General features: G+C 67.1%; 14 protein-coding genes and 1 pseudogene. 4 read left to right on the plus strand and 11 right to left on the minus strand.

The genetic code is table 11. The features are described 5' to 3' along the window. The first annotated feature begins 43 nt into the window (after positions 1-43). Both ACNKF0_RS19185 and ACNKF0_RS19190 read left to right on the plus strand, forming a co-directional pair. Positions 44-1120, plus strand: coding sequence for a DUF917 domain-containing protein (locus ACNKF0_RS19185; protein WP_416954422.1), 1077 nt, complete (start codon positions 44-46; stop codon positions 1118-1120). After that, the gene (locus ACNKF0_RS19190; RefSeq protein WP_416954423.1) at positions 1117-2691 is read left to right on the plus strand and encodes a PucR family transcriptional regulator; all 1575 of its coding nucleotides are present in this window, start codon (positions 1117-1119) and stop codon (positions 2689-2691) included. Before ACNKF0_RS19185 ends, ACNKF0_RS19190 begins: the two co-directional genes overlap by 4 nt. Here ACNKF0_RS19190 and ACNKF0_RS19195 read toward each other — a convergent pair. The 5 genes from ACNKF0_RS19195 to istA form a co-directional block, all read right to left on the minus strand. After that, positions 2677-3783, minus strand: a complete 1107-nt coding sequence (locus tag ACNKF0_RS19195; RefSeq protein WP_416954424.1) for a DUF917 domain-containing protein — start codon at positions 3781-3783, stop codon at positions 2677-2679. The genes ACNKF0_RS19190 and ACNKF0_RS19195 overlap by 15 nt on opposite strands. After that, the gene (locus tag ACNKF0_RS19200; RefSeq protein ID WP_416954425.1) at positions 3780-5333 is read right to left on the minus strand and encodes a hydantoinase/oxoprolinase N-terminal domain-containing protein; all 1554 of its coding nucleotides are present in this window, start codon (positions 5331-5333) and stop codon (positions 3780-3782) included. The genes ACNKF0_RS19195 and ACNKF0_RS19200 overlap by 4 nt, the downstream gene beginning before the upstream one ends. A 64-nt stretch (positions 5334-5397) precedes the next feature. After that, a complete protein-coding gene (locus ACNKF0_RS19205) occupies positions 5398-6117 on the minus strand; it encodes an aspartate/glutamate racemase family protein (protein ID WP_416958583.1) in 720 nt (239 codons plus the stop codon). 486 nt (positions 6118-6603) lie between these two features. Next, the gene (istB, locus tag ACNKF0_RS19210; RefSeq protein WP_416954367.1) at positions 6604-7410 is read right to left on the minus strand and encodes an IS21-like element helper ATPase IstB; all 807 of its coding nucleotides are present in this window, start codon (positions 7408-7410) and stop codon (positions 6604-6606) included. Beyond that, a complete protein-coding gene (istA, locus tag ACNKF0_RS19215) occupies positions 7410-8675 on the minus strand; it encodes an IS21 family transposase (protein ID WP_416954368.1) in 1266 nt (421 codons plus the stop codon). The genes istB and istA overlap by 1 nt, the downstream gene beginning before the upstream one ends. A 175-nt stretch (positions 8676-8850) precedes the next feature. On the opposite strand from istA, the gene ACNKF0_RS19220 reads away from it, so the two are divergent. Next, positions 8851-9807, plus strand: coding sequence for a type IV secretory system conjugative DNA transfer family protein (locus ACNKF0_RS19220; protein ID WP_416954426.1), 957 nt, complete (start codon positions 8851-8853; stop codon positions 9805-9807). Positions 9808-9932: 125 nt separating this feature from the next. On the opposite strand, the gene ACNKF0_RS19225 is transcribed toward ACNKF0_RS19220, so the two are convergent. The 5 genes and pseudogenes from ACNKF0_RS19225 to ACNKF0_RS19245 form a co-directional block, all read right to left on the minus strand. Continuing rightward, positions 9933-11705, minus strand: a complete 1773-nt coding sequence (locus tag ACNKF0_RS19225) for an ATP-dependent nuclease (protein WP_416954427.1) — start codon at positions 11703-11705, stop codon at positions 9933-9935. Positions 11706-11900: 195 nt separating this feature from the next. Continuing rightward, a complete protein-coding gene (locus tag ACNKF0_RS19230) occupies positions 11901-12578 on the minus strand; it encodes a transposase (RefSeq protein ID WP_416954428.1) in 678 nt (225 codons plus the stop codon). Positions 12579-12720: 142 nt separating this feature from the next. Further along, positions 12721-13110: pseudogene (locus ACNKF0_RS19235) on the minus strand (IS110 family transposase); the annotation flags it as partial. Positions 13111-13536: 426 nt separating this feature from the next. Further along, the gene (locus ACNKF0_RS19240; protein WP_416954429.1) at positions 13537-14442 is read right to left on the minus strand and encodes a hypothetical protein; all 906 of its coding nucleotides are present in this window, start codon (positions 14440-14442) and stop codon (positions 13537-13539) included. A gap of 70 nt (positions 14443-14512) precedes the next feature. Next, entirely contained in the window at positions 14513-15331 is an 819-nt protein-coding gene (locus ACNKF0_RS19245) for a nuclease-related domain-containing protein (protein WP_416954430.1), read from the minus strand. 157 nt (positions 15332-15488) lie between these two features. Here ACNKF0_RS19245 and ACNKF0_RS19250 point away from each other — a divergent pair, with 157 nt between their 5' ends. After that, entirely contained in the window at positions 15489-16394 is a 906-nt protein-coding gene (locus tag ACNKF0_RS19250) for a tyrosine-type recombinase/integrase (protein WP_416954431.1), read from the plus strand. A 124-nt stretch (positions 16395-16518) separates the two neighbouring features. On the opposite strand, the gene ACNKF0_RS19255 is transcribed toward ACNKF0_RS19250, so the two are convergent. Beyond that, positions 16519-17661: a hypothetical protein gene (locus tag ACNKF0_RS19255; RefSeq protein ID WP_416954432.1), complete on the minus strand. Its 1143-nt coding sequence runs from the start codon at positions 17659-17661 to the stop codon at positions 16519-16521. Positions 17662-17684 lie beyond the last annotated feature (23 nt).

Raw genomic sequence — 17684 nt, forward strand, 5'->3', positions numbered from 1 at the left:
ATGCCACCTGCACAGCGACCACGGCGAGTGAGAGGATCCGGGTATGAGCCTCCCGGTTCCCCAGACCCTGCGCGCGGCGGACCTCGAGGCGCTGGCCGTCGGACTGTGCCTGCTGGGCTCAGGCGGGGCAGGTGACCCGCACCCCTTCTCGTCCGTGCTGCGCTCGCAGCTCGGGGACGCAGAGCTCGTGCTGCACTCGCCCGCCGAACTGGCGGGCGCGAGCGTCGTCCCGGTCGGGATGGTGGGGGCCACCAGCGTGTTCACCGAGAAGCTCCCACACGGCGGCGAGTTCGGTACTGCCGTCGCCGCCACCGGCCGGTGGACCGGCGCGTCTCCCGACGCGGTCATGGCGATCGAGACCGCCGGCCTGAACGGCATCACCGCGCTCGTTGCCGCACTGCACCTCGAGCTGCCGTACGTCGACGCCGACCTGGCCGGGCGCGGCCTGCCCAGGCTGGACCAGATGACGTGGGCGGCGGCGCGGCTGCCCCTGACCCCGTGCGCGCTGGCGTTCCCGGGCGGCCACACGCTGCTCATCGACCGCGCCTCCCCCACCGACGTGGAGCGGACGATCCGCGCGGCCCTCGCGGGGACCGGCGGTTGGGCAGCCCTGGCGCTCGCCCCAGGTCCCGCCGCGTCGCTGGAGGAGACCGCCTGCGTGGGGACGCTGGGCCGGGCGCTCGCGCTCGGGCGCGCCCACGGCTCCCTTCGCATGATGGCGGGGGCCGCGGAGGTCGCCGAGGGGCTGGGCGGTGAGGTCCTGGGCGAGGGTCGCGTTCTCGACGTGCTGCGGCACGGCTCGGACGGCGGACTGCACGCCGAGTCGTCGGTGACGGTCCTCGACCGCCGCGGCGCCGTGCTCCGGATCGAGACCGAGAACGAGTTCTTGATGGTGCTCGTCGACGGCCAGCCCCGCGCCACTGTGCCCGACCTCATCTGCGTGCTTGATCGCCGTACGAACAGGCCGCTGGCGGTTGACGCCCTCCGCCGAGGCGACGAGGTCTTCGTGCTGGTGCTGCCCGCTCCCGCGTGGTGGCTCGCTCCGGACCACCTGGACCCGGTCTCACCCTCTGCGTTCGCCATCGACTGCCCGCCCATTCTGCTGGGGGGACGCCCGTGAGCGCCGACACACCCGTGCCGCTCGTTGCCCTGCTCGATCACGCCGACTGGCACCAGGTGAGCGTCCTGGCCTCGCCCCCCGCACCGACCCTGCTGGTCGACGGGGTCTCACTGGTTCCGGACATCCGAGGTCGGGCGAGCGACATCGGGGGGCAACTGCTCACCGTGCTGCAACCGCCGTCCCGCAACGACTGGCACATCGACGTGCTGATCCAGACCGCCGCCGCCGGTGGCGCCTCGGCCGTCCTGATCGGCGACTCGTCCCCGCTCTCACAGCCGTCGTCGGCCCTGGCCGCGCGCGTCGGGCTGACCGTCCTCGGCGCCGACGACCCCCTGGCCGCCGCTCTGGCCGCGCGGAGGTTCGTCTCGGAAGCGGAGCAACACGTGGCCGACACCGTCCTTCGAGTGACGTGCATGGCCGTCCGGTCCGGCGAGGGAGTCGAGGACGTGATGAAGGCTGTCGGCTCGGTCCTGCGTCGTCCCCTGGCGCTGGTGGCCGCCGGCGGCGACACGCTCCTGGGCACGGATGTCGTGCTGGAGGCGGACCGCGAGACCGTGGCCCGGACGCTCACCTCCGTGGCCGCTCGCTCCCGCGCCACGCAGCAAGTCGAACTGTCCGGGTCGGCGCTCCTGATCGCCCACCCCGTCCCGCCGACGACGGCGCGTGACGCCACGATGTGGCTGGTCACCCGGCTCCCCCACGACCTTCCCGCCGAGTGCGCCGCCTCCAGCGCCGCCCTCTCGGTCGCCGCGGCCGTGATCGGACAGCGCGCCAGCCTACGGCGACTGGCCGTCGAGCGGGATGCGCGGGCACGCGCGTCACTTCTGGGCGAGCTGTTGAACGCCCCCGAGGACCTGGCACCCACCACCCGTCGCCGGGCACTGGAGGCCGGGTGGCGGCTCGACGGCTGGCATCTCGGCGTACGCATCGACACCAGCCCCGACGTCGATCCCGTGGCCCAGCGCCCGGAGGTGGTCAGCGCCCTTCGCGAGGAAGGGCTGGAAGCCGTCGTCGTGGAGCAGGGCGACGGGTGGTCGGCCTGGATCACGTCCGATGACGAACCCCGTGGAGCCGACGTCGAGGCGCGAGCCGGTCAGATCCGTCGAGCCCAACGTCGACTCTCGACGACCACGTCAACCGCCGTGGGGGTCGGGCGCTGCCACTCTGGCCCCCACGGAGTCGCCCGCACCCTGGGCGAGGCCGGCGAGGCGGCGCGCCTTGCAGCCGGGCGGGTAGCCAGCGGGCGGTTCCTGCATGTGGACCGGCTGGGGCTCGGGCAGACCCTGCTGGCCTGGACCCGGACCGACACCTTCCAACCCGCCGCGCGCTCCCTCCTGGCTCCGCTGGAGGGCCAGCACGGTGACCTGCTGCACACGCTCACGACATACCTCGACGAGGAGTCGTCGGTGTCGGAGACCGCCGCGATCCTGGGGATCCACCGCAACACGGTGTCCCAGCGACTGTCTCGCATCCGGTCGTTGCTCGCTGTCGATCTCGCCGACCCGTCCGAGAGGCTGGCGCTCCACCTGGCCTGCCGGACGATCTGGATCCCACCCTCAGACGTGGGATAGGCGCCCGTTCTGCGATGGGGTGGCGTCGAAGCGGATCGGGTCGAGCTCGTAGCCGAAGTAGCGAGGTCCCACCAGCTCGATGCCGGCCGGCGTGTGCCAGCGCTCGTCCATCGGGGCGGAGACGACCGCAACGCGATGCCCGAAGCGGAGGGTCTCGGTCGTGATCGGCTCCCCGGTCTCGGCGTCGACAACGACGATCAGGTCCGGCGTCGTCACCAAGACCTTCCCGTCGAGCTCGGCGATGAGGTGCTCGTTCTGGAACCTCAGGACCATCTTGCTCCCGGCCGCGTCGTCCAGCCCGGTCACGACGGCCTCACCGCGAGCGAATCCGGTGACTGTACGACGGGTGACGTCGACGACCTTCCCGGTGTGGATGAGCTTGCCGCCCAGGGTCCCGACCAGCGCGTGGACCGGGTCCTGGTTGTTCGCCCGGGCGCTCTCGATGGCGGACCCGACGGAGAAGCAGAGGCTGAGGGTGCCGGGCACGAAACAGTCGCGCACCTCGGCGCCCGACATCGCGTATAGCGAGACGATCGGGGCGCACCCCATGTCGATCGTCGCGGACCGGGCCAGCCGCTCGGCCCAGTTATTGTCGATCGTGTCGAAGACGCCCCGGTTGCCCTTGTCGTCGACGATCGACATCGGGGTCGCCGAGACGCCGGACATGGTGGGCAGCACCATCTGCAGCTCGGGGAAGGCGCGGCCCATGGCATCCCCGTCGATCAGCGGCAGCCCGAGGTGGGCGGCGGCGACGAACGGCACCATGGAGTTCACGCCTCCCGCCTCCATGCAGGCGACGTGGGTCGGCGTCCGGCCCAGGTAGCGGGCCAGGGTCTCCAGTGCCAGGGAGATCTGGCCGGCCGAGGGGATCTTCTCCACCATGACCGTGGGGGCCCCCATCATCGCAATCGGTAGAACGAACGCGTCCGCGGGAACTGTGTCGGGGGACACGATCTCGACGTCGCCGAACTCGCGCATGGCGCTGTCAGCGAGCAGGCGGCCGATGTGGGGGTCGCCGCCACCGCCGCCGCCCAGCACGGCTGCGCCGCGGGCCATGGGGAGCAGGTCCTTGGGGGTGACACGCATGCTCATCGCTCCATCCAGAGGTCTCCGACCGCCTTGCAGCGGATACGGGTGGCGTTGCCGGGCAGGTACGGGATCGGCACCTCGTCGAAGTCCGCGATCGAGACCGTCGCTGGGTCGGCACCGGCCGCAACGGCGCGGTCCTGCGCCTCCTGCCGGGCCTCGTCGCAGATCGCCTCGCGCTGCCCGGGCGCGATGGAGTAGATGCGGTCGACCATGCCACCGACCTGGGCGATGGCCGCTCCGATCGCATTGGCGACGGAGTAGTGCTCGGGGCGGTGGACGTCGCCACAGCCCTCGAGCCGGTCGGGCAGCAGGATCGAGCCGCCACCGACGGCGACCACGGGCAGGGAGTCCGCCGAGGTGCGCATGCGCTCCACTGCGTCGGCGACGTCCGTGCCGATCCGGGCCAGGGCCGCCTCGATCATCGACTTGTCGAGGTGCGCCACGAGCAAGCGGTCGCCGATGTCGGCGCGTCCGGACGCGACGGCAATGTCGGTGGCCGTCACGGTACTGCCGCCGAAGACCAGTGCTTCCTGCGTCAACCGGTAGCCCACCGAGTCAGGGCCTACGGTCACCCCGGCCTCGTTGCCGCGGACCAGGCTGCCGCCCCCGATGCCGATGCTCAACACGTCGGGCATCCGGAAATTGGTGCGTACGCCCGCCACCGTGACCTCGGTCGTCGCCTCGCGAGGAAAGCCGTTGGTCAGGACGCCGACGTCGCTCGTCGTACCACCGACGTCGACCACCGCGCAGTCCTTGAGGCCTGAGAGAATGGCGGCGCCGCGCATGGAGTTGGTGGGTCCGGAGGCGAACGTCGCCACCGGGTAGCGGCGGGCGAACTCCATGTCCATCAGGGTGCCGTCGTTCTGGCTCAGGTAGAGCGGCGACTCGATACCCAGGCCCGCCAGCGTGTCCGCAAGCCCGCCCACGATGCCCAGGGCCAGTTCGCGCAGGGCGGCGTTGATGATCGTGGCGTTCTCGCGCTCGAGCAGCCCGACGCGGCCGATCTCGTGGGACATGGAGATCGCCAAGTCCGCCCCGACCTCTTCGGCGACGATCTCGGCTGCGCGCAGCTCGAACTCGGAGTTGATGGGAGAGAACACCGACGAAATTGCCAATGATCGGATGCCGTGCTCGGCCATGTCCTGGGCGTGGCGGCGCAGTTCGCCCTCGTCCATCTCCGCGATGTGCCGGCCGTCGAACTCGTGCCCACCGTGCGCCAGGTAGGCCCGGCCGCTGATGGCCTGCACGAGCCGCTCCGGCCAGTCGACGAGAGGCGGCAGCGAGCTCGTCGCGGGCAGCCCCAGCCGCAGCACGGCTGTGGGTGCCAGCTGCCGGGCCTCGATGAGCGCGTTGATGAAGTGGGTGGTGCCGATCATGACGGCCCGGATGTCACTCGGCGCGAACGGACTCTGCTCCCGGAGGCTCTCAAGAGTGGCCTTGATGCCCGCGGAGACGTCTGGCTGCGTGGCCGACTTCACCGCGCCCATCACCTGATGGCCATCCATCAGGACGGCATCGGTGTTCGTGCCTCCTACATCGATCCCGATGCGCATGTGCCACTGCCTTTCCGAGCTGAGAATGTGAGTCGAGGGTCGGGAGTTCCGCTGTGGGCGGACCTCACATGCGGCGTTCCTTGGGCGGCGGGGGCATGTAGGTGGCCCGGCTGGGACGGACCCCCAGCCGGATCTGCGACTCCAGCCACAGGATCGCGGCGCCCGTCGGGTCAACGACGGGCACGAAGACACCGTCGGCCTCGAGACGCTCCTGCACCGCGGCGGCGACACCGATCATGCCGGTGCAGCCGAGGACGATCACATCCGCCTCGTGGCTTGCCACGACTGAGCGCGCCTCGGTGTAGAGACGTTCGAGCAGGACCTCGTGCGCGTCCAGCGCGAGGACGGGCAGGTCGACCACGCGGACCGAGCTGCACCGGTCGCCCAGGCCGTAGCGGCGCACCAAGCCGCGGATCATGGGGACCACGTTGTCCAGGACGGTGATGACCCCGACGGACTCGCCGAGGGACAGTGCGTTCAGCATGGCCGGCTCGAAGCCGCCCACGACCGGGATGTCCACGATCTCACGGGCGGCGTGCACGCCCGGGTCACCGAAGCAGGTGACGAAGATACCCTCGGCGCCACGCTCAGCGGCCAGCCTGACTTGCTCCAGGATACCCGGCCCGGCGAGGGCTTCGTCATACTCGGACTCGATCGAGGCCACGCCCCGCTCGACCTTGACGACGTCGATCTCAGTGTCCGGGCCGGCCCACTGGGCGACCTCTTTCCTGACACCGGCGGCGAATTCCTCGCCGAGCAACGGGCTGACGACAGTGAGCTTCATGGACACGCCTCCAGTAGGTGATTGCACCCATCTTGGTCACAAGACCCGACCGCCGCGATGTGCAATCTGCTAACTGCGGGCCAAATAGACGGCCTGTTGCACATAATGGCTGGCTGTCCCTCGCTCGACCCCTGCACGTCTCACATCCCCAAGGCGTCTGCCGTGGAGCGCGCGGAGCGCTTCGAGCGCCAGCACTGTGGTGGCGCCTCGTTCCGCACCTCGGACCTGCAGCGCTGCAAGCGGACTCCCGGTCCGTCGACCTCTTCGATCCCGCCTGGCGCAGCCAGCTCGTCGAGCTCGTCGGCGCGGCCAAGGCCAGCTACCTGCAGAACACGCGCCCACGTGGCCTGCACTGGTCGCGGCCGTCGACGAAGCACAGCACCGCCACGGCTGGAACCCGGCTGACATCTTGACCAGCACCCTGACTGTCAACGACGGTCGAAAACTGACCCCTTTCCGACGGTTGAAAATTGACCCCCTCAGTTTCTAGTTCTCTTCGTTGACGGCCGCGGGGACGCGGCCGAGCTCTCGGTTCTTCAGCCGGTAGGAGTCGCCCTTCAAGGCGATGACCTCGGCGTGGTGGACGAGCCGGTCGATCATCGCGGCGGCGACGGTGTCGTCGCCGAAGACCTCGCCCCAGCGGGCGAAGTTCTTGTTGGACGTGACGATGAGGCTGGCGCGTTCGTAGCGCGATGAGACGAGCTGGAAGAACAGGTTGGCGGCCTCGGGTTCGAACGGGATGTAGCCGACCTCGTCGATGACCAGCACCGGGTAGCGGACCAGCCGGCGGAGCTCGTCTTGCAGCCGGCCCGCGTGGTGGGCTTCGGCGAGCCGATCGACCCACTGGCTGGCGGTGGCGAACTGGACGCGGTGCCCTGCCTGGCAGGCCCGGATCGCCAGCCCGGTGGCCAAGTGGGTCTTCCCGGTGCCGGGCGGGCCGAGGAGCACGACGTTCTCCTTGCCAGCAACGAAGTCCAAGGTGCCCAGGTGCGCGATCGTCTCCCGCTTCAGGCCACGGGCGTGGTCGTAGTCGAAGTCTTCCAGACTCTTGCGGGCCGGGAACCGGGCTGCGCGGATCCGTCCCTCCCCACCATGGGACTCCCGCGCTGACACCTCGCGTTGCAGGCACGCGGCCAGGAACTCCTCATGGGTCCAGGACTCCTCGCGCGCCCGCTCGGCCAGCCGGGCGACCGATTCGCGCAGCGTGGGTGCCTTCAACGCCCGCGTCAGGAACTCCAGCTCGCTCGTGACATCGCGGCCGGTCCTCGGTGCCGACTTCGTCCGGGTGGCCATTACGACACCTCCTCGTCGACCAGCTCATCGACGAGGCCGAGTGCTAGGTCGTAGCACCCGAGTGAGCGGATCTCGACCTCCTCGCCGGTCGCAGCGTCGGCGACTGGCCGCAGGAGGTCGGCTCGGCCGTGGCGCAGGTGTTTGGCGGCGACGGTGTGCTCGAACTCGGTGATGGTCTGGTGCCGTGCCCACACCCGGGCGTGGTCGGCCACGACCGCGCCCTCGCAGGTCACCCACACCCGGTCCAGGTCGGCGTGGACCTCGATCCGGCGCCCGACCACGGCGGGGTGGACGGAGTAGTCGTTCGAGTCGACGCGGACGTAGTGGTCACGCGGAAGCCGCAGCGTCTTGCGCCAGCCGACCTCGGGCGGGACCGGTGGCAGGGGCAACATCGCGGCCCGGTCGGCTTCGACCCGGTCACCGGGCGTGCAGCCCAGGACCCGCATCCGACGGGCGTTGGCCTTGGCGAAGAACCCGGCCAGCTGGACGTTGAAGTCCGCTGGCGACGCGAAACGCCGTCCGGGCAGGAAGGACCTCTCGAGGTAGTCATGCAGCCGCTCGAGCATCCCCTTGGCTTCAGGGTCGGCGGGCTTGCAGATGTACACACTCGCCCCCAGGACACCGCGGAAACCCTGGCAGTGACCGGTCAGCTCGGGTCGTCGTGCGCGCCACCGGCCGACGGCTCCTTCGCCGTCCCACACCAGCGTCTTCGGGACACCCTGCAGCTGGGTCGACAGCAGGTGCCACCAGCCCGCGTACAGATCCTCGGCTTCGCGCGAGGGGATCAAGATGCCACCGGACCAGCGCGAGTAACCGGTCACGCACGTCATCACCGGCAGCCGCTTCGCGGTCCGGGTCTGCCCGTAGCCGACCGGGAGCTCGATGTCGGGAAACCAGAAGTCGAACTGCGCCAGCTCACCGGCCTCATAGGTGGTCCGCGACGCAGGATCGGGCGGCAGATAGGCCGGACGCAGCTCGGCCACCCGCTGCTTGAACACCGTCATCCCACGGTCCCAGCCGACCCGCTCCGCGATCACCGTGGCCGGCATCGTCGGCACCGCCTGAAGCTGCTCACGGATCCGCGGCTCGAACACATCGACCGCGGACCCCACTGGCTTCCGCACGTACCTCGGTGGCCCGTCAACCGCCAGCGCCGCACGGACCGTGTTGCGCGAGACGCCCAACGTCCTGGCGATCATCTTGATCGGCAACCCCTCGGCCCGGTGCAACCTGCGGATCTCTGCCCAGTCCTCCACTGACAACACTCCCGTCCTCCTGCCTCACCGCTGGTGAGGTCAGGGTCTCGGAGGGGGGTCAGTTTTCGACCGGCGATAGGGGGTCAGTTTTCAGGCGTCGCCGACAACGACCGGCCTGCCCGATGCACGAACCGCCAGCGTGCGATGGTCACCCGTCAGAGGCTGCGAAGAACCGCTGACCGCGATGATCCGAGCGGCTGGCCTCGCTGCATCCACCGGACTGTCATCCGGCGGCGTGGAATCCGGCGGCTTCTGGGAAGGCAAGACACGGACCGCACTCCAAGCGCTCCTCCATGCGGCCGCGCTCGAGCAGCTCTCGACCAGAACACTCTTCGAGTGGTCGCTCTCACCGTCCGCCGCGGGAGACGCCGTCGGGATCCTTTCCGGGGATCCGGCTGCCGCGAACGGGTGGTCTGACGCCCTCCAGTCCATCGTCACGGCAGACGCGAGAACCCGGGACTCGATCTGGATGGGAGTGTCGCAGTCGCTCGCCTCCCTCGCAGACCCGCGCGTGCTCGACGCGGTGAGCCCGGACCCAGGCGAGCATTTCGACCCCGCCACGTTCCTGACGCACGACGGCACCCTGTACCTCCTCGCGACCGGAGCCGGCTCGGGCGCCTCTTGGCCCCTCGTCGCTGCTCTGGTCGAAGACATCGCCGAGACCGCCCGACGACTGGCAGCCACGTCGGAAAGGTCCCGCCTCGACCCGCCCGTGCTGCTCGCACTCGACGAGATTGGCAACCTGGCCCCCCTCCCCTCACTCCCGATACTGATGGCGGAAGGCGGCGGCACGGGGCTCACGACGATGCCGGTGCTGCAATCGCTGGCTCAAGCTCGCCATCGCTGGGGAGACCACGCCGCCAGCACCATCTGGGACGCCGCGATCGTCAAGGTCATCCTGGGCGGAGCCTCGGCCTCCAAGGACCTCCAGGACTTGTCCGTCCTGATCGGCGAGCGAGAGGAACCATCAGAGTCCATCACGATCGGGGCGTACGGCGAACGATCCCGGCAGCGCGCCACGCGCCGGCTGTCGATCATGCCACCCGAACGCATCCGGACCCTTCCCTTCGGAACCGCCCTGATCCTCCTGCGCTCAGCTCCCCCGATCGTCACCGCTCTCCGCTCTTGGACCAAGCGCTGAGTGTTGCCGAAAGTGCACCGCAGCAAGTAGTCGATCCGCCCAGATTGAGCGTGTCTCAGAGGCGCTGCGAACCGCCCACAATGACGCTGCGCCACTGCACACTCAGCGAAGCGCGGGCCTCCCGCTCAGACGGGGGTCAGGGTCGCACGGGTCACGATGCCGTCAAGCCAGTCCACCAACGGCTTCATCGCCGCCGGTGGCTTGGCGTTGTCGGAGAACCAAACATCGAGGAGGTGCGGCGCCAGATGTGGTTGCATCTTGCCGCTCTTCTTACGATCCGAATTCCAGCCTTTAGAACCAAGCCAGGCCGCGCAGGTCTCATAACCGTCGGCATCGGTAAGCAACCGCTGGGCGAACTGGGCGTCAACGATGCCTTCGCCGTCCGGCCCCAAGGCCTCGACGAGTCTTGGAAGGCCAAACGAGTCCAGGAGTAGGCCCTCAAGGTCCGAAGCCAGCACAAAGGCGTCGTGAGGATCTAGGAGACCATTAAGCATCTGCTGCTGCTTCAAAGCTTGCTTGAGGGAGCTGCAAGGCTTGTCAGCCTCGGTCCTCAGTTGCTCGACGACAGCTTCATCGGGGGACATGTCGCGTTCGTTCAAGACGGTCAGCAGAACGCGCTGCCCATCGCGCTTATGCAGACCGTCGCGGTCAGCCAGGACGTAAGAGCGAACGCCGAACAGTTCGGCGAGTTGCACGAGGTATTTAATCTTACCTAGACCAGATGCCTCAATAACCGTGATCCCCAACGCGTAGTGGCCACCTGGCGACTGGCACGCGCGGCCCAGCAGCTTCTCCACCACGGCGTAGTCGCCTTCCCCCTCGACGAAGATGACCGCACTCGCAAACACGAGCTCACTGTTCGCAGCCGAGCAGTAGCGACTCAGGCGACCGGCATCTGTGGGCCCTAGCTCAGGGCGTACCCACGTGTGAGTCGTTCCTCCGGACTGGAGCGGGAGTCTTGCGATCTGGTTAAGTGCGAACGAGTCGATCATGACCGAGCTATGAGTGGTCATGATGACCTGAGCGTCACTCGATATGTCGCCGATGATCTTTGCCATCGCCCGCTGAGTCTGCGGGTGAAGAAAGGCTTCTGGTTCTTCGATGGCGAACACCAAGTTTGAGCCACTTTGGGACTCGCGGCTCGCCACATAGCGAAGAATTCCGAGCACCAGCGCAGATTGGAACCCAGTTCCTCGCTTGGCGACCGGTACATCAACGTCGCCCTGACTCTCGATCACCGCCGACTCGAGCATCCCCCGAAGTGCATGCCGAGCGTCCGGGAGACGGAACTTGACCGTCTTTTCCTGAAAGGGCAGGTCGCCCATGATCGCGGAAGCCGAATCGTCAAGAACCTCACGTACGAGGTCCTCGAGGGGCGTGATCTTCTTGGAGAACTCCTGTTGCAGGGCTGTGCTTCTTGAGTTGCCCGTACGGACGAGAATGGCCTCAAGGGTGTCGAGCAGTCGCTCGAGCGATTCAGGTTCGTTTTGGTCCCCACCCCCGCCGACGCGAACTGAGGGGATGTTCACGAAGTGGAATCTGCTTAGCAGTTCCGCGTACAGCTGCTGCGACTCCTCGGCACCCGCGTTCCGCGAAGCACGATAGCTGACCGACCCGGTGCGGCTGCAACGAATCGTGATCCACATACGGCCGTCCGCTCGGACGATCGGCTCGAAGGTCTCCAGTTCAGCCGGCGTCAACTCGTTGAACCAGACCTGGATCGTTGACAGCGTTCTGGGACCGAGCGACGTGTAGTATGCGTGGAGTGGCAGCAACTCTGCTAAGGCAAGTCCAGACGGGTCCGAGAAGTACGCTTCGAGAAGACGGATGATCGACGACTTTCCTGCATTGTTTGGGCCAGCGATCAACTGCAATTCGCTATCCAATTCGAGACTCAAGCGCTTGAATCCCAGGAACCTGTCGACTTCAACTTTGCAAACCCGCATGAGGCCAACCTAGCTGCGCGAACGTCGATCTTGAGTTGATCGACACGCGCGCCCCTGACCGATAGGGACTCTCGCGTGTTCCTAGTTTCCCCCTGCATCTGCGCTGCAGCCGGACCCAACGTGCGTCATGCCGGCTCCCTTCTGTTGTCAACCGGTGGTCTCGAGTGACCTCTTCCGGGTTGGCGGTGTCGGGCGTAGCGTCTGATTCGCGGGTCCGGGAAGTGGCTGATCCGAAGTGTCGATGTGCGGGTGCAGGTCGACCGCGCTGCATTGAAGAGTCGCCCCGCAGTGCCCTCCCGGACCCGTGCCAACGTCCTCGACGGCGCGTTGCGCGTCCTCGACCAGCTGGCGGTAGATCGCATCGGAGATCCTGCGCTTGAGGCATCGGATCGCTTCGAGGGACTTCTTGCCCTCGGCTCGCTTGCGTCGGTAGTAGACCCGGCCGTCGGTGTCGAGTCGGATCTGGCTCATCGCGGCGATGTGGATCATGTGGTTCATCCGCCGGTTCCCAGCGCGGGAGAGACGGTGGCGGTTCTGTTCGCCCGACGAGGCGTCCAGGGGTGCGGTGCCGGTCCAGGACGCGAACCGGTTGCGGTCAGCGAAGCGGGTCACGTCACCGACATCGGCCAGAGTCCGTGCGGCGACGACGGGGCCGACGCGGTGCAGGTCCATCAGCCGTGAGCCGCGGGCCAGGACGATGGCCTTCAGCTCGGCGGTCGACGTCTTGATCTTGGCCTCGACCGCGATCAGCTCCGCAAGTTCCTCGGCGGCGATGCGGCGTCGGGTCTTCCCGGCGACGTCGCGAGGCCGTACAGAGGCGAGCATGGTCTTGGCCTGGCCGGTGGTGAGGTCGCGTTTCGCCTGTCCTGGCAGGAGTTCTGCGAGCAGGGCCTGGAGTCGGGTCGACGGTCTGGACCCGCCGCCGGGTGAGCGCTTCGCGGCGGTCGGTAAGCATTCGCAGTGCTTCGAGCTCGCCGTCGAGCTGCAGCACTCGCAGGTTCTTGGTGCGCACCGCGACGGCCGCGACCGCGTGGGCGTCGTGGGCGTCGGTCTTGCGGTTGTGACCGGTGTCGAAGAGACGCACCCGAGCAGACAGCTTCGCCGGAACATCCACCACGCTTTCGCCGTCTTCGAGGAGTCGTTGTGCGAGCGGGCGTCCAGCGCCGTTGGCCCCTTCGACGGCCCAGACCCGGTCCGGCCAGGTCTTCGCGTAGCTGCGCATCGCGGTGTAGCCGGCACGGTCGGTGGTGAACCTGCCAGACCCAAGCATCTGCTCGTGCTGGTCGACGACCTCGATCGTGGCCGACAGCTTGTGGGGATCGACCCCGATGATGACCTGCTCTGCTCGCTGAACCATGTGCTGCTCCCGCCTGTGCTCGTCCGGTTAGGTCGGCGAGGTGGGCATTGCTACTACGAGCTGGGCAGTCCCTTCTTGAGCCACGCCTCGTCACGGTGACCGACGGGCTGCAGACCGATAGTGAGCCACACCGATCGAGCTGGTGGGCAGCCGCATGGAGAGCTGCCCGCCGATCACCTGAACCGAGTCTGGCCAGACGCCGGTCCTAGGGGAATCGTCTAGTAGCCGCCTGTTGGGGTCAGCCGGCTCTACCAACGTCGGGATGCAATTGGGGCAGGCAAGCGGCGCGGAAGGATGACGTCATCACGGTGTCCCTGACCATGTCCCAGTCCCATCGCTGAACCCGTGCGCCGAATGAACTCGTTGTCCGGTAGCGAGGACTGGTCTGCGGGTCGCTTGGTCGTGAGACCGGTCGCGGACAGTGAGTCAGAACTGCAGCAAGGGCGCGTGAGTTTCAGAACGCTCATCAGCAACGACCAGCACCTTGTCTCGGACTACGATCTTCCAAGTTGGCTGGGAGGTAGGGCTTCCTCCCAGCCGTTGGAACTGCTTCAGCAATTCGGTCGGATCATGCTCGACTAGGTTCTGCACAGCGTCGAGTGAACGCATAACCCTGTTCGCCCATTGCGTGCTGTCCATCGCAGTGCCGGCTGTTGTAATCCCTGAGCGCGCGGCATAGATGCGGTTGCCACGCTCGTAAAAGGTCGATACGTGCCCCTTGCGCAGCACGACGCGATCCTCCTCAGATATCGACCTCTCCAGTCCCAGAGCGCCGCGTATCGGTATGAGCGGAGCGTGATCGTCGTCGGGCCAGTTGTCCGCCATGATCGCGAGCAGGATGTCCCTGTCCCAGGTGCCATGAGCAAAGGCCCCGACGAAGTAGGCGCGGTTCTGCACGAATGCGACAAACAGCAGCGTCGAGGACCTGACTCGGCTGCCATCTTGGGGACGAGGTCCCAAGTGCAGATGGTGTAGCCCCCACGCGCTCAGAAACCGGTCCAAATCGCGGTAGCGCCGACGTCGTGGGGCTGACGGCGAGTTGTGCGAGATGTCCACGTCTCGACTCAATCGTCGCTCCAGATCGACGCCGTTCGTCACCTCGTGATCGACGGTCCGAATCCACCGACGTAGCGCGCCATCGCGCTTGAGGCGACGGATGAGCTCGCGTGAGTAGATGACCTGTCGGGGAATGGGCGTCGGGAAGCGATTGGCCCAGTTGGCGTATGTCGCGAGGAGGTCGTGGGTCTCCATCGCTTCAAGATGCGCGAGGTCGTCCACTCCAGGCGCCAACTCGCGTTGCATGATGACGCGCAGGTCGTCCTCGAGTGCCATTCGGACAGTGTGACAACGTCGACCGACGGTCCACAGCGGCGAGTCATACCGCCGCGCGCTCGCTTGGACGTCAGGCCGACGGCAGGGCTCTCGCGAGTTCTCGGTGCGCTCGTTCGATGGCGTGCGCGTCCAGTGCTCCAAGGGAGCCAAGGGCCGACTGCAGTCGCTTGGGCCAGAGGACCTGGATGTTGCGCGTGGTGAATGCGCCGCCGATCAGCGGCCAGTCGGCGTCGACGAAGCATAAAACGCCATGCACAGGGATCTGATCACCGACGACTGCACGGACCACCTCGACCTGATTGAGGACTCCGTCGACCAGCTTGGTGCAGTCCCGGCGGCCGACGATGAGCCGTTCCACGCGTGGGCGAAGGAGCCCGCCTTCGATCCGGAGCTGTGGGCGTCCGCTGTACCTCTTCGCGTCGATGACGTGGACGCCCGTGGGTGTTACGGCGAGGTGGTCGATGTTCGCTCGACCACCGGGGATGCGTCGGTCGTGGAGGATCCGACACGTGTTGGACTGCAGCGAGTTCAGGCGGCCAGCGAGGCGTTCCTCGCCGATGGCTCCGGTGTTCCACGCTGTGGTGGACTGCGGATCGTCGCTGAGGGCCAGGATGAGACCGCCGAGCTTCGGATGCTTGTCGCGGATGCGCTTCTCGCGGCCGGCCTTGCGGCGCTCGAACTCGCGTCGCGCGGAACTCCCCGCCGCCCCGATATCAACCTCGAGATCCAATTCAGGTTCATCGCGATCATGAGCCAGGCAGCGGACGGTCTTGGTCTCGGGCTCGTAGACGGCTTCCGCCTTCGCAGGCAGCGCGGCGTCGCAGATCCTGCACGTGCCGGCATAGCGCAGGCGCATCCTCTTCTCGGCTGGCGCCGACGTGTCGTCCACGCTTGGACCGTAACCGTCGAGTGCCGACCAGGTACTCGCATTGCTGAAGACGGCAGCGAGCCTAGGGAACGGATGCCGGTCGTAGCGTCGGGCAAGTGCCTCGCCCTCGCGCGGCGGACCATGGCGAGGCTCGGCCGACTCCGCCAGGTGCCACCCCATGAATTCCCTTCTGCCCTTCCAACCCGGTGCGATGACGCCAGCCCAGCTCGCTGCAGTGTCGTACCTCGCCCGCTACTCCGGGCACACCCACACGCTGTACTCGTCCCAGCTGCGGCGCTGGTTCGCCTGGTGCGAGACGAACACGCTCGACCCGCTCATCGGGATCCAGCGCGCTCACATCGAGCTCTACATCCGACACCTCGGACAGGCCGGGCTGATGGCCTCCTCGGTCGTGACCTCGATGCACGCCGTCCGCGGGTACTTCCGTTACGCCCACATCGACGGACTCATCGTTTCCGACCCAGCGGTCTACGCGCGATTGCCGAAGGTGCACCGTGACGAGTCCCGCACCCAAGGTTTGGATCGACTCGAGCTCATCCGGTTCCTACAAGTCGCCCAGACCCTGACCGTCCACCACGGAGCGTTGGCGTTCCTCCTCGGCATCAACGCCCTCCGGGCATCCGAGGCGGCCGCGGTCCGGATCGAGGACTACTCCGAGACCCTCCGAGGACACCGAGTGATCCACCTCGTCGGCAAGGGTGACAAGCCCGCCACCATGCCCATCACCGTCCCCGTGCTGCGAGTGCTCGAAGCCTGCCGAGGTGAGCGGACCGAGGGCCGGCTCATCCTTCGCCCGGTGTCCGGCAACCCGATCGATCGGCGAGACGCCTACCGGATGGTCGCGCGCATCGCGAAGGCGGCCGCGATCCCACGCCACATCAGCCCACACTCGCTCCGCCACGCCGCCATCACCAACGCCCTTGACGCCGGCGTGCCGCTACGCGACGCGCAGATCCTCGCCCGGCACTCCGACCCACGCACCACCGAGCACTACGACCGCGCCCGCGGCAACCTCGACCGACATGGCGTCCACTTCCTCACCGCCTACGTCGCTGGTGTCTAGTGAATGCAGAAATGGCGACGCATGCGCGTATGCCAGCGCCCACTATGACGCGCCTGCGCTAGTGCTGACCCGGAGATGACTTCGCCATAGCGTGTCGATCAAGCAAGGTTCCCAATGCACGTCGTCATTGCTCAATATTCGAGGTCGAGGCTGGCCAGCCTTCGCCGGTATTCACGAGCACCCGGGCCTCGAAGTAGTCCTGCATGCCTTCGACGTGGTCCATCTTCATTGAGTGCAGTTCGATCCTGACGGCATCGGCCACTGCTTCGGTCGTGAGCCAGAGAATCTGACCGGGGGTCAGGAATGCCCCGCCAGGCTCTGTCTCGAATGCGACGATGGGTTCTCCGGGCGTCGGGGTCTCGACGTTGAAAACAGGTACGCGTCGTGGCTCGCCGAACAGCACCAGCTCGCCGAAGATGTCGCCCATGATGAGATCCAACAGCCGGTCCACTTCGCCGAACGCGTCGGCGTATTCGCGTGCTGGACCGGTCAGCGACTCAACGACGTTGATCATCGTGTGTGACCGGTACTCGGCGCGGGGAAGAGCGAGATTCGGTTCGTGGTCGTCGAGCGCTTTGGCGGACAATCGTTCTTTCAGTTCGCCCCGGGCAGCGCGCAAAGCCGCCTTCGCGTCGTCATCTAGAGAGTGATGCGCTCCGTGAAAGTCGACCCACGACCGGGATTCCTTTAGCGTCCGATTGACTTCCCGGGCAGCCTGGTCAAGTTCCACCGCCGCCATGGGGTCCAATCCGAGCAGATCCGACACGGAGGGCGGCGCTGGCCGCCGGTTCAGGCCGGAAGCGAACTCCCCCTTGGACCAGATGTACCGAGTCGTCATCTCCTCGGTCGTCAGAGGGGTGTTGGGCGCAAGTTGCGGGGCACGAAGGATGGGGTATCCGGCTAGCGAAGCGCGCAGCCAACCCAGGGTGACCCTGTGCGCGCCCTCCAACCTCGTTGCCGTCTGGAGCCACTCGCGAAGCTCATCCTGGTCAACCGTAGGCATCCCGAACCCAGCGAGAAGAGGCTGGCTGAGCAGCGCCGGGATACGGCTGGCGTACATCAGCGGCTTCATCATCATGCTCGCATGAACTTCGAGGTGCTGCACCAGCGCAGGGATACCGACCGCCCCGTTGCCTTGCTTCTCCAGCGGCTGGTTCCGCGGCAGCGTGGCCGCAATCTCCTGAACCACAGGAGTTTGCGACCAAGAATTGGCCAACCTCCAGATGGCGGCCCACAAGTCAGGAGATATCTCTTCGCCAGTGTTCACGTAATGCGCCTTCTTCTGGGAGT

This window comes from Nocardioides sp. T5 (genome assembly GCF_048161455.1).
In the GTDB taxonomy this organism is placed as follows: domain Bacteria; phylum Actinomycetota; class Actinomycetes; order Propionibacteriales; family Nocardioidaceae; genus Nocardioides.

Bases quoted from the DNA above. Each gene is read 5' to 3' on its own strand.
- ACNKF0_RS19185 (WP_416954422.1), top strand. From the start codon at position 44: ATGAGCCTCCCGGTTCCCCAGACCCTGCGCGCGGCGGACCTCGAGGCG.
- ACNKF0_RS19205 (WP_416958583.1), bottom strand. From the start codon at position 6,117: ATGAAGCTCACTGTCGTCAGCCCGTTGCTCGGCGAGGAATTCGCCGCC.
- ACNKF0_RS19230 (WP_416954428.1), bottom strand. From the start codon at position 12,578: ATGCTCGCCTCTGTACGGCCTCGCGACGTCGCCGGGAAGACCCGACGC.
- ACNKF0_RS19195 (WP_416954424.1), bottom strand. From the start codon at position 3,783: ATGAGCATGCGTGTCACCCCCAAGGACCTGCTCCCCATGGCCCGCGGC.
- ACNKF0_RS19200 (WP_416954425.1), bottom strand. From the start codon at position 5,333: ATGCGCATCGGGATCGATGTAGGAGGCACGAACACCGATGCCGTCCTG.
- istB (WP_416954367.1), bottom strand. From the start codon at position 7,410: ATGGCCACCCGGACGAAGTCGGCACCGAGGACCGGCCGCGATGTCACG.
- ACNKF0_RS19250 (WP_416954431.1), top strand. From the start codon at position 15,489: ATGAATTCCCTTCTGCCCTTCCAACCCGGTGCGATGACGCCAGCCCAG.
- ACNKF0_RS19220 (WP_416954426.1), top strand. From the start codon at position 8,851: ATGATCCGAGCGGCTGGCCTCGCTGCATCCACCGGACTGTCATCCGGC.
- ACNKF0_RS19240 (WP_416954429.1), bottom strand. From the start codon at position 14,442: ATGGCACTCGAGGACGACCTGCGCGTCATCATGCAACGCGAGTTGGCG.